At 62.6% G+C, this 12,372-nt stretch carries 7 protein-coding genes; 1 reads left to right on the top strand and 6 read right to left on the bottom strand.

What is annotated here, in order from left to right; all coding sequences use genetic code 11:
- Positions 1 to 4: 4 nt before the first annotated feature.
- The 4 genes from PMI31_RS25080 to relB all read right to left on the bottom strand — a co-directional run bounded on the left by PMI31_RS25080 (position 5) and on the right by relB (position 1,919).
- Entirely contained in the window at positions 5 to 517 is a 513-nt protein-coding gene (locus tag PMI31_RS25080) for a PaaI family thioesterase (protein WP_008022071.1), read from the bottom strand.
- Between the two features lie 185 nt (positions 518 to 702).
- Positions 703 to 1,164 carry a GNAT family N-acetyltransferase gene (locus PMI31_RS25075; protein WP_043302644.1) on the bottom strand — a complete coding sequence of 154 codons (462 nt, stop codon included), beginning with the start codon at positions 1,162 to 1,164 and terminating at the stop codon, positions 703 to 705.
- 50 nt (positions 1,165 to 1,214) lie between these two features.
- A complete protein-coding gene (locus PMI31_RS25070; RefSeq protein ID WP_008022067.1) occupies positions 1,215 to 1,622 on the bottom strand; it encodes a VOC family protein in 408 nt (135 codons plus the stop codon).
- 105 nt (positions 1,623 to 1,727) lie between these two features.
- Positions 1,728 to 1,919, bottom strand: a complete 192-nt coding sequence (relB, locus tag PMI31_RS31500) for a type II toxin-antitoxin system RelB family antitoxin (protein WP_081500353.1) — start codon at positions 1,917 to 1,919, stop codon at positions 1,728 to 1,730.
- A gap of 536 nt (positions 1,920 to 2,455) precedes the next feature.
- On the opposite strand from relB, the gene PMI31_RS25065 reads away from it, so the two are divergent.
- Positions 2,456 to 2,776 carry a DUF6124 family protein gene (locus tag PMI31_RS25065; protein ID WP_008022064.1) on the top strand — a complete coding sequence of 107 codons (321 nt, stop codon included), beginning with the start codon at positions 2,456 to 2,458 and terminating at the stop codon, positions 2,774 to 2,776.
- A 163-nt stretch (positions 2,777 to 2,939) separates the two neighbouring features.
- On the opposite strand, the gene PMI31_RS25060 is transcribed toward PMI31_RS25065, so the two are convergent.
- Both PMI31_RS25060 and PMI31_RS25055 read right to left on the bottom strand, forming a co-directional pair.
- Positions 2,940 to 3,905 (bottom strand): alpha/beta hydrolase, encoded by a 966-nt coding sequence (locus PMI31_RS25060; protein ID WP_008022060.1) that lies wholly within the window; start codon positions 3,903 to 3,905, stop codon positions 2,940 to 2,942.
- A gap of 93 nt (positions 3,906 to 3,998) precedes the next feature.
- Positions 3,999 to 12,372: non-ribosomal peptide synthetase (locus PMI31_RS25055; RefSeq protein ID WP_008022058.1), on the bottom strand; the 8,374-nt coding region annotated here is incomplete at its 5' end.

Genomic DNA, 12,372 nt, shown 5'->3' with positions numbered 1-12,372 from the left:
GCTCCTACAGTGGCCCGGTTTTGTTTTCTGCTTGCGCGGCGACCCTGAGTTGCTCGGTATCGACGCGGACAAAAACGGAATCCCCGACAGCGGTCAGGACATCCCCGGCGAAGACCTCGCAAATGACCCGGCTTTTGCGCCCGACATCGCCTTCGACTTTTGCACGCAGCGTCAGGCGTACCCCCATCGGGGTGGGCTTGATGAACTTGATGCCCAGGTTACCGGTGACGCAGGTGATGTGGGGCAAACTCCCTGCCTCGCGCTGTTCTGCCCGGTAGTGATAAGCCATCGCCGCCCAGTTGGAATGACAATCCACCAGCATCGCGATCAAACCGCCGTAAACCAGATCCGGCCAGCCGCAATACTTGTCATCGGGCATATGCTCCGCCATGACATGCACCCCGTCTTCATGCCAGAAGCTCTTGATGTGCAGCCCGTGCGGATTCTGGCTGCCGCAGCCATAGCAAACGCCCTCTGGCGCGGCGATGTCTTGTAGCGAAGTGTTCTGCGTGGTCATAGCGTTTCCATCCTTAATACTGGCGGCGAATCTTCGTGGTTCAAAGCGGCTGATCAATAAGGAGGAGATGCTTTCACCTTTCCCGGCGGGACCGAGCGGCGGACAGCATCGGGCCGTAATGATCATACACAGCGGTTACCGGGCGAAAAAGTAGGTCAGGCACTTCAAAAGCGATGTCCCATTTTCTATGGGACATCCACCAACGACTTCATATGCGTTGCAAAATCATCCTGTATCGGCCGGAACCCGCAGCGCAGGTAAAAGGCAGCGCCCTCGGGTGTGTCCGTGGACAGTCGCACAACGCGGAAATGCTCAGACGCCAATTCCAGTAGGTGCTGCACCAACGCTTTGCCCACGTTCTGGCCCCTTGATGCACGCGCGACGTAGACCCGCCGTAATCGCCCTACATCCGGTTCGGCAAATGGGTCTGATGAAAGACCTCCCAAGGCAATCAGCCGCCCGTTCCGGAACGCCCCGAAAAGACCCTCACCCTGCTGATCGAATCGATTGGCACCGCTTTCCCATTCCTCGATCAACCGGGAGAGGAACCTGAAGCCTTCGGCAACGGCCTGCGTTTCCAGCTCCCGGATTTGCGGCGTAATCCCTGAGATTTCAAGTATCGCCAATGGGTCCGTTGAGGTGACCACTTGCAGGTTACTGCCAGACTTGTCTGTGAGGTCCGCTTCGCACCCGGCTTTCAAGACCCACTCTCGCCAGCGTTTACCGGTGTGCACAGCTCAACCAGCGTTCCGTCAGGGCATCGAACGTAAGACACAGTTTGCCCCCAGGGCTTGGTAGTCGGGGCAGCGATTTCGCTGGCGCCTGCTTGAATCGCTTTGGCATGGGCCGCGGGGACATCCTCGGTCACCAGCCCGACTTCGATGCCTAACGGTTTGAGGGATGAGTGCGCCGGGACATGACCGGTGCTGAAGTTCGATGAGGCCAGTTCATCGGCGGCGAATGCCAGCGCGGTTTCGCCCGTTGCCAGTTCGCCATAGGTGCCGGACTCATGAATGAACCGAACGCTGAGCCCGAAGGCCGATGAGAAGAACTTGAGAGAGGCCGCTACATCCTTGACGTAGATGATCAGGTAGCCAAATTTCATGAACGAACATTCCTTGTCGTGCCAATCGAGCGGTGAATCTAGCAGTTTTGAACCAACTGTCGAAGAAGTAATAGCAAGACGGTTGGACCACGCAGTGATCACAACTCAAGCACCATCGTGCCCATTAGACTTTGATTCGAGAAGAGCTCGCATATCAGCCATTACCTGTTCATGCGGGACGTTCGGGTACGGGTCTTTAAGCGAAGCTTGCACCTTGGAGCGGAACCAGCAGTCATAGCTGGCGGCATGTTCGTCAGTCTCAAACTTTGGGGTGGTGGTGGAAAGCTCGGTGCTCACATTGATCTCCGGGATCACTGTCGTCGCTGGCAAAGTGAAGTGTCATCTGCCGGTCCAGCTGTTCATTGCGCGTTAGATCGTAAACACCGGTCTTCCGACGGCCAACCGCAAACTTTCGTAGGATTCTTCCTGCCGATTTCGAGGATTTCAACGCTCTCTGACAAGGCAAAACAGCGGGTTAAAAGCCACTCGGCAGTGTTTGTTTAAACGGCCTACAGGTTACTTCGTGAAAGCCACAACGCCTTGCGTCGTTGCCTACAGGTACGCCAGAATCCGCCGGCTTGTGCGTCTTGGGGGGCCTCGGTAACTTGATTCGGGTCACTGATTGTCAGTGATCGGGTTTAGTAGCCCGCACTCCCCACTCTCGGTTGCATAAGCGTCATTTAGTCAGGCTCGCCTGCACTCAATGGTGGCTGTGCGCATGGCGTCCTCGGACGCGCCGGATTTGGTGGGTTCTCCGGTCTACTAACTTGCGCACAGCCGCCACCCTTTCGTTTAGTAGCGAAATGGTCGTGGCCCCATTAGGAAATCCACCTATGTTCAAAGTAACGCCAAATCCGCCGGATTCCGACCCGGCCTCCCCGCACGAAAGCCCCGACCACCATATCAACCCTGGCCCACACATCATGGCCACCCCGCGCACACCCTGCACGATGTTCATCGTCAATCCCGAACTCAGTACCGAAACCCTGCTGGTGCACGCCAGTGAGTCGCTGGCGTCGGCCAATGTCATGGCCAACGACCTGGTGGATCATCTGCAGGGGACAAGCCGCAATGCGCTGCTGGGGATTGCGCAGGTGATCATGCTGGGGGAACTGGCGGTGAATCGGGCGTTGGATCAGCTTGATCCGCCCTGACCACAATCTCCGGATCACCGATAGACCTGTGGGAGCGGGCTTGCTCGCGAAAGCGGTGTGTCAGACACATCAATGTTGAATGTGCTGCCGATTTCGCGAGCAAGCCCGCTCCCATAGGGATTGCATTTAACTGATCGGCATCCGCCAATCCCCTCAGAATAACTCAGGCCAGACTCTCGCCGATCTGCGCCGCCAGTTGCGCCAGCATTCCTGGCACTTCCTGGACCATTTCGCCCATGCGCGCAAAGTCGTGGGTCATGCCGGATTTCACATCCAGCACCAAGGGTTGCCCCGTGGTACGCAGTTTCTCGGCCCAGACCAGGCCCTCATCAAGCAACGGGTCGTACTCGGCCAGCCACAGGACGGTGGGTGTCAGACTGTGCAAACGCTCGGCGTACAGCGGTGAAAAACGCCAGTCGCTGCGGTCGGCCTCGCTTCGCTGATATTGTTGATAGAACCATTCCAGCGTGGTGGCTTCCAGCAGATAGCCTTCGGCGAATCGCTGCAGTGACGGGCGTTTTTTTACCGCGTCGATCACCGGGTACAGCAACACTTGCAGACGTGGTACAAGCGGCCATCCCAATGGGTCCTGGGCGATGGCGATACACAGCGATGCCACCAGGCTGCCGCCGACGCTGTCCCCGGCCAGCGCGATCCGCCTCGCGTCCAGACCCAACCCTTTGGCGCCGGTAATGGCCAGCCAACGCGTGATGTCTTCGGCATCGTTGTAAGCGGTTGGAAAACGGTGTTCAGGTGCCAAGCGATAGTCCGCCGACAACAGGGCAAATTCCCCTGCCAGTGCCAGGCGCCGGCAGAGGGTATCGTGGGAATCGAGACTGCCCACCACGTACCCGCCGCCATGGAAATACAACAACACCGGGCGCGGCTCGTTGTCCGCTTGCGGTCTGGCGTACAGCCGCGCATTGAGCACATGCCCGTCCCGCGCCGTAATGCTGAGCGCAGACACCGTCAACGCGCCCGTCGGAGCCGCATCGAGCAACTGCGACGTCTGTTCGAATTGCTGCCGCGCTTCGCTCGGGCTCAGCTCATGCATGGGTTGGCTTTTGCCGCTGAGGCGGCCGAACTCGGCCAGTTCTAGAAATCCTTCGATGTCCGGGTGCAGTGCCATGGGCGGTAGTCTCCAAAAATAAACAGGCTCGCCCAATAAACGAACCGTAAGGAGCGTTCATTAGGGCGAGCCTGTTTTTGTTGCGGGCAAGCCCTAGAACTGCGGCACCACCTTCCGGCCAAGCAGCGCCAGCACGGCGTCCAGGCATTCGTCCTGTTGCAGGATGTCGAAGTGGTCGGCTGACACCGTTTGCACCTTGCACAGCCGTGGTTGCTGACGCTCCAGGGTCGCGCGTTCGGCCGTCGGGTTGCCCTCGGCCCACCAGCAATGCAGCTCGGCCTGCGGAATCGGCAAGGTCCGAACCTGCCGCGACAGCGCCTTCAAGCGCGTGCTGACCATGAACGTCTGGGCCAGCTCATCGGCACCAAGCAGCGCGTAACCGCTGGCCTGATCGCTTTCGTTGTCGATCACCGCGCGAATGATCCGCGCCACAGCGTCGTGGTCGCCCGCCGACTCGCGACGCAACGCCCGGTCAATCACCTCGCCATCCATGCCCAACGTTGCACCGAGGAACCCGGCCAGATCCACACGCCACTCGTCCGGGCTGGCGACGGCATTGGCCTGGGTCGGTACAAAACTGTCCACCAGGCCGACGAATGCCACACGCTGGCCTTGCTGTTCGAGCAGGTCGCTCACCAGCAACGCCAAGGCCCCGCCCAGCGACCAGCCCAGCACGTGGTACGGCCCCTGAGGTTGTCGGGCGCGGATCGCCTCGACGTAGTCGGCGGCCATCTGCGCAAGCGAGGTGTCGTGCCACTGCCGGTCGAGCAGCATCCGGCATTGCACGCCGTACACCGTGCGCTCGCCCTCCAGGCGCCTGGCCAATGGCTCGTAGTCGAACACCGTGCCGAAACCGGCGTGCAGGCAGAACAGCGGCGGCTGATCATCCACCAGCTGATTGAGCAGCAACAGTGGTTGCGGGCGCTGCCGCAGCGCCTGCTCATCGACACCGGACAACCCGGCAATCGTCGGCCTGGCCATCATGTCGCGCAGCTTGAGCTGAAAGCCAGGTTCATTGAGGGCGCGCACTTTCGAGATCACCTTGAGGGTGCGCAGCGAATCGCCACCCAACTCGAAGAAGTTGTCGGTGATGCCGACCTTCTCGATACCCAGCACCTGTTGCCAGATGTCCGCCAACGCCCATTCCAGCGGCGTACGCGGTGCCACGTAGTCGCGGCCGCTGTAGGCCGGATCAGGCAAGGCCTTGCGGTCGAGCTTGCCGTTGGGCGTCAGCGGGAAACGCGGCAGCACCACGATCTGGGTTGGCACCATGTAGTCGGGCAGGGTCTCACGCAATGCCGCCTGGCAACGCGGGCCGAGCCCCTCGTCCTCAGCCGCTACCACATAGCCCAGCAGTTGCGGCCCCTGCCCGTTGTCACGCACCACCACCAGCGCATCGTTGACCCCGGCCTGCTCGCGCAAGCGCGCCTCGATTTCGCCCAACTCGATGCGGAAGCCGCGCACCTTGACCTGATGGTCGATACGTCCGACGTAATCGAACACGCCATCCTCACGGCGGCGCACCAGGTCGCCGGTACGGTACAGGCGTCCACCCTCGGTGCTGAACGGATCGGCGACGAAGCGCTCGGCAGACTGCCACGGGTGACGATGGTAGCCGCGCGCGACACCCCGACCGCCAATGTACAGCTCACCGACCATGCCCACCGGCAGCGGGTTGAGGTCCATGTCCAGCACGTGCAGGCTGCGGCTGCCGACGCGTTGGCCAATCGGCGCGTACATCGCCTGGCAATGGCCGTCGGCGGCGATTTTCCACAGCAGCGGCGTGACCACGGTTTCCGTCGGTCCGTAGCCGTTGACCAGGTATTGCGGCTTGAGGCTGTGTTTAACCCGTTCGAACGTCGCGTCCGGCACTGCATCGCCACCGAAGCAATAGATGCGCACCGGTGGCGGCTCACCGCCCTGCAATTCGGCGTGCTCGGCCAGTTGCAGCAGGTACGCCGGCGGGAAACAGGCGACGCTGATGTGCTGGCGGTGCAGCACCGCCAGGGTCTGTTCGGCGGTCCATAACGTGTTGTCGCGGATCACCAGGGTCGAGCCGCTGATCAGCGCGGTGATCCAGCGTTCATGGGCGCCATCGAAGGCGAACGACATGAAATGCAGTTCGCGATTGTCCGGGGCCATTTCGTACAGCTCGGCGATGGCTTGCACGTGCATGCTCAACGGCCCGTGGGCCACGGCGACGCTTTTCGGTTTGCCGGTCGAACCGGAGGTGTAGATCAGGTAGGCCAGTTGCTCGGCGTGCACGGTGCGTTGCGGCGTCGGCACGTCGATGTCGAGATCCAGGCGGTCCACCGCGACCATGGCCGTGCCGGGATCAAGCTGCGCCGAATCGCGCAGCCGTTCCTGGGTCAGCAGCAAGCGCATGTCGCTGTCGGCCATCATGTAGCGCAGGCGTTCCTGCGGGTATTGCGGGTCCAGCGGCACGTAGGCGGCAGCGCATTTCATCACTGCCAACAGCGACACCACCAGCTCCAGCGAACGCTCCATGAACACGCCGATCACGTCTTCGGCCTGCACGCCTTGTTCCAGCAGATGCACAGCCAAAGCATCGGAGCGCCGGTCCAGCTCGGCGTAGCTCAAATGTTCGGCGTCGCGGTCGGCATGGCTCAGGACCAGCGCCGTGTGATCCGGCTGTCGGCGCGCACGCTGACGGATCAGCTCGTGCACCGGCGTCTCGTCACCGTCGGCCACCACCGGAAGTTCGCCGTCCAGCGCCCGGCCCTCGTCCAGGGTCAACAGGCCCAGCTCACCGACGGCGCGTCCGGCGTTGTCGCACAGGCGCTGCATCAGGCTTTCCATGTGGCTGCGCAGGGTTTCGACCGTCGCCAGGTCGAACTGATCGCGCTGGTGCATGTACTCGATCCGCAGCCCCTCGTCGAGGCTGACCATCAGGTCCATGGCAAAGCTGGTCAGGCCGAAGTCGCTGACGTCTTCGAAGCGCAGTGAGTCGCCGTTCCATTCGCGCAGGGTACGGTCCACCGGCTGGTTTTCGAACACGATGATGCTGTCGAACAACGACTGCCCGCCCTGCCCGGCCCAGCGCTGGATATCGCTGAGCGGGGTTTGCTGGAAGTCGCGGATGTCGAGGTTATAGGCCTGGATCTCGCGCAACCAGTCACCGACGTTCATGTCGGTCGGCACTGTGTTGACCACCGGCAAGGTGTTGATGAACAACCCGAGCATGTTCTCCGAGCCGTTGAGGGTTTCCGGACGCCCGGACACGGTGGCGCCGAACGTCACCGTGCGCTGGCCGGTGTAGCGCTGCAACAGCAACAGCCACGCGGCTTGCACCAAGGTGTTGAGCGTCACTTGCTGTTGCTGGGCAAAGGCCTGCAAACCTGCGGTCTGGCCGGCACTCAGGTGCGTATGGATCGCGTGGTAACCCGCTTGCGGCGCCTTGACCGGCAAGGCGCGGGCCAGATGCGTGGCGCCTTCAAGGTTACTGAGTTTACTTTTCCAGAACGCCTCGCTGGCCTCGGCGGCTTGCTGGCCGAGCCAGTCGATGTAGGCGCGATAGGCGGCCACCGGCTCGTGTTCATCACCACGGTAATGGCGCAGCACTTCACCGATCAGGCGCGACACACTCCAGCCATCCATGAGGATGTGGTGGTAGGTCCAGATCAGGCGATAGCGATCGTCCTCCAGACGCACCAGCAACAGGCGCAGCAAGGGTGCACGGTTCAGCGAGAAGCTGCGTTCGCGCTCTTCCCGGGCCAGTTGGCGGACGCGCTCAGGCTGATCATCCAGCCCGCGCCAGTCCAGTTCGGTCAGCAGCGAAGGCGCATCGCGCCGCACCACTTGCAGCGGTTCCTTGTCGCCTTCCCAGAGGAATGCGGTGCGCAGAATTGCATGACGGCGGGCGGCATCGGCCCAGGCTTCGCGGAAGCGCGTACCGTTAACGCCGCGCACGCCCACTTCGATCTGGTTGACGTACAGCCCCGAGTCGCCGTCCTGCACCGAGTGGAACAGCATGCCCTGCTGCATCGGCGACAGCGGATAGACGTCTTCGACTTCGTCCGCCGTCAATTCCAGCGCTTGATACTGCGCGTCACTCAGCTCGATGTTCACTGCCGGTGCAACCAACGCCGGCACGGCTTCATCCGCCACGACTGGCCGGGCCACCGTAGCCAGCTCGGCCAGGGTCGGATGGCTGAACACGTCCTTGGGCGAAATGCTCAAGCCGGCCTTGCGCGCCCGGCTGACGGCCTGGATCGAGACGATGGAATCGCCGCCCAGTTCGAAGAAGTTGTCATGCATGCCCACCTGCGGCACTTCGAACAACGCCTGCCACACCCCTTGCAACGTCGATTCCACGGCATTGCGCGGCGCCACGTACTCGCGCACTTGCTGGTCCGGTTGTGGCAGCCCGCGGCGGTCGAGTTTGCCGTTGGGCGTCACCGGCAACTGATCGAGCAGCAACAGATGACTCGGCTGCATGTGCTCGGGCAGTGCGTTGCGCAGGTGTTGCTTGAGTGGCTCAAGGGCGGCATGACCTACGACGTAAGCCACCAACTGTCTGGATTTGCCGACATCGAGGGCGATCACCACCGCTTCGCGCACCGACGGATGCTCCAGCAGGCAGGCTTCGATTTCCCCCAGCTCGATGCGCAAGCCGCGGATCTTCACTTGATGGTCGATGCGCCCAACGTATTCGATCACGCCGTCTTCGCGGTAACGCGCCAGGTCGCCGGTGCGGTACAGGCGCTCACCCTGCTCGCCAAACGGGCTGGCGACGAAGCGCTCGGCGGTCAGGTCCGGGCGGTTGTGATAACCACGAGCCAGGCCGATGCCGCCCAGGTACAGCTCACCGACGCAACCCGCCACTTGCGGTTGCAGGCTGTCGTCGAGAATGTAGGTCACCAGGTTGGCAATCGGCCGGCCGATCGGCACGCTGATGCCGCCATCGTCGACGCAGGTCCAATGGGTCACGTCGATGGCCGCTTCGGTCGGGCCATACAGGTTGTACAGGCCAACGTTCGGCAGCACGCGCAACAGGCTGTGCTGCAAATCCGCCGACAACGCTTCGCCGCTGCACAGGATCTGGCGCAGGCTGGCGCACCGTTCGAAGCCTTCGCCCTGGACAAACGCCTGCAACATCGACGGTACGAAATGCAGGGTGCTGACCCGGTACTGCTCGATCAGGCTGACCAGTTGCGCCGGATCGCGATGGGCACCCGGTTCGGCCACGGCCAGGCGTGCGCCGGTCATCAATGGCCAGAAGAACTCCCAGACCGACACGTCGAAACTGAACGGGGTTTTCTGCAACACGGTATCGCGTCCGTCCAGCGGATAGGCGCCCTGCATCCACGCCAGACGGTTGTACAAGGCATCGTGACGGTTGGACGCGCCCTTGGGTTTCCCCGTGGAGCCGGAGGTGTAGATCATGTAGGCCAGCGATTGCAGCTCGACCACACAGGGCAGGTTTTCGTTGCTCAGGCCGTCCAGCAAACCGGCCATGTCATCGAGACAAATCGCCGTTGTGGCGGGCGGAATCGGCAACTGCGCAAGCAGATGACGCTGGGTCAGCAGCAGGTGTACGCCGCTGTCGTCGAACATGTGTTCCAGGCGTTCGCGCGGGTAATCCGGGTCCAACGGCACGTAGGCACCACCGGCCTTCATGATCGCCAGCAGACCGATCACCAGTTCCAGCGAACGCTCTGCGGCAATGCCCACCAACACTTCGGCGCCGACACCCTGGCCGCGCAGGTGGTGCGCCAACTGGTTGGCCTGTTGGTTGAGTTCGCAATAGCTGAGGGTCTGGCCGGCAAACACCAGTGCCGGGGCCTGTGGGGTTTTCAGTACCTGGGCTTCGAAGCACTGGTAGATCGGGCGCACATCCGGCCAGGTCTGTGCGGTGCGGTTGAAGCCTTCGACCTGCTGCGCGGTTTGCGCGGCATCGAGCAGGCTCAAGCGCCCCAATGGCTGTTGCGGCGCACGCACCATGGCATCGAGCAATGCCACAAGTCGCGCGCCCAGGCTTTCGATGGCCTCGGCGCTGAACAGCGCCGTGTCGTAGTTGAAACGCAAATCCAGGCATTCGCCCAACTCGGCGGCAATGGCCAACGGGAAACTGGTCTGGTCGTGATGACTGATCCCGGAGAATTTCAACGCGCTACGGTTGCCCTCCTCCAGCGCTTGCGCCACCGGGTAGTTTTCGAACACCAGCAGGGTGTCGAACAGTGCCTCGCCGGCGTGACCGGCCCAGCGCTGCACATCCGCCAGCGGTGTGTATTCGACTTCGCGCAACCGGAGGTTGAGCGCCTGGACCTCATCGATCCATTGGCTGACCGTGCGCTCGGGGTGCGGTGTGGCGATCACCGGCAAGGTGTTGATGAACAATCCGATCTGCTGCTCGATGCCTTGCAACTCGCTAGGACGCCCCGACACCGTGGCGCCGAACGCCACCGTTTGCTGTCCGGTGTAGCGCTGCAACAGTAACAGCCATGCCGCTTGCAGCAGGGTGTTGGGCGTGACGCGGGCCTGACGGGCAAACCCGTTCAGACGCTCGGTGGCCGCGCGGTCCAGGCTCAGGTGCAGGGTGCGATGAGCATCACCCTGCCCCGCAACCGGCCCCGGCAAGGCGCCGGCCAGTCGCGTCGGCTCGGTGAACGACTGTAATTGCTCCAGCCAGAACGCTTCGCACGCGGCGCGGTCGCGAGTACCCAGCCAAGTCATGTAATCGCGATAACCACCAACACTCGGCGCAGGCATGATTCCGGAGTAGCGTTGCAGCACTTCACCAAACAACTGCGAAGTGCTCCAGCCGTCCAGCAGGATGTGATGGTGGGTGAAGATCAGGTGATGGTTGTCACTAGCGGTCTGCACCAGGGTCAGGCGCAGCAACGGTGCCGCCGTCAGCTCGAAACCGCGCAGGCGGTCGTCCTCGGCCAGACGCTCCAGCGCCTGGGGCAGATCAGGCCGGTCGCGCCAGTCGAGCACGGTCAGTGGCAGCATGGCGTCGGCCAGGATCACTTGCAGCGGCCGCGAGCCGTTGCTCTCGCTGAAGAACGCCGCGCGCAGCACTTCATGGTTCTCCAGCGTCTGCTGCCAGGCATTGCGGAACGCCTCGACGTCCAGCCCCTGCACATCCACGCGCATCTGCGGGACGTAGGCACCGGCATCGGGGGCGAACAGGCTGTGGAACAGCATGCCTTGCTGCATCGGCGACAGCGGCAGGATGTCTTCGATCTGGCTGGCCGCCAGTGGCAAGGCATCCAGTTGCGCCTGATCAACGCTCACCAGCGGTACATCACTAGGGGTCAACCCACCGGTACCACTGAGGCAATGTTCGATCAACCGTTGCAGCTCCAGCCCATAGGCATCGGCCAGGCGTTGCACGGTCTGCGGTTTGAACACTTCACCGCTGAAGGTCCAGCTCAGGCGCAGTTGCCCGGCATACACCTGGCCGTTGATGCTCAGGCCAAGGTCCTGCCCGGCCGACGCGCCCTGCTCGGCGCCACCGCTTTCCCTGGCCGGACGCCACGGCGCCTGCTCGTCGAAGCTGGCGTCGAACTGGCCCATGTAGTTGAAGGTGACTTGGGGTGACGGCAGATCCTCAAGGCCAGCGTCGGCCAGATAACGCAGGATGCCAAAGCCGATGCCTTTGTCGGGCACGGCGCGCAGCTGCTCCTTGACGGCCTTGATGCTGCCGGCCAGATCGCCGGCCGGGGTGAGTTTCACCGGGAAAATCGAGGTGAACCAGCCCAGGGTGCGGGTCAGGTCGATGTCGTCGAACAGGTCTTCACGGCCGTGGCCTTCCAGCTTCACCAGCGTCGACGACTGGCCGGTCCATTGGCCCAGCACCCGCGCCAGAGCGGTCAGCAACAGGTCGTTGACCTGGGTGCGGTAAGCCGCCGGAGCGTCTTGCAGCAGTTGGCGGGTGAAGGTGCTGTCGAGCACGGTTTCCACGCTCACGGCATGCTGGCTGGCCAGGCTGCCGTGGGGGTTGTCGGCGGGCAGTTGCAGCGCGACTTCATAGTATTGGGCTTGCCAGTAAGCGGCTTGCGTCGCCAGTTCCGGGCTGCGGGCATGCTGTTGCAAACGCGCGGCCCAGGCCTGATAGGCGCTGGTCTTGGCCGGCAGGCGCAGCGGCTTGGCCTGACGTGCTTGAGCGTAAGCGGTTTGCAAGTCTTCGAGCAGCAAACGCCAGGACACGCCGTCCACCGTTAGGTGATGCACAACCAGCAGCAGGCGCTGGCCTGCGGCGCCCATGTCCACCAGCAAGGCACGCAACAGCGGGCCGTCCTGCAGGTTCAGGCTGGCTTGCGCGGCATTGCACAGTTCAAGCAGCTCATCGGCGTTTGCCGCCTGACGCTGCCACAGCACCTCGGCGCTGCTCCATTGTTCGGCTTGCGCCTGATGCCACACGCCGTTGACCTGATGAAACCGCAAACGCAACGCATCGTGATGCTCCAGCAACGCCGCCAGCGCCTGGCCGGAGCGGTGC

This window comes from Pseudomonas sp. GM55 (assembly GCF_000282395.1).
Classification (GTDB): Bacteria; Pseudomonadota; Gammaproteobacteria; order Pseudomonadales; family Pseudomonadaceae; genus Aquipseudomonas; species Aquipseudomonas fluorescens_CC.
Note: the sequence above shows the minus strand (reverse complement) of the source record. Positions and strands in the feature narration are given on the sequence as shown.

Bases quoted from the DNA above. Each gene is read 5' to 3' on its own strand.
- PMI31_RS25080 (WP_008022071.1), bottom strand. From the start codon at position 517: ATGACCACGCAGAACACTTCGCTACAAGACATCGCCGCGCCAGAGGGC.
- PMI31_RS25070 (WP_008022067.1), bottom strand. From the start codon at position 1,622: ATGAAATTTGGCTACCTGATCATCTACGTCAAGGATGTAGCGGCCTCT.
- PMI31_RS25065 (WP_008022064.1), top strand. From the start codon at position 2,456: ATGTTCAAAGTAACGCCAAATCCGCCGGATTCCGACCCGGCCTCCCCG.
- PMI31_RS25060 (WP_008022060.1), bottom strand. From the start codon at position 3,905: ATGGCACTGCACCCGGACATCGAAGGATTTCTAGAACTGGCCGAGTTC.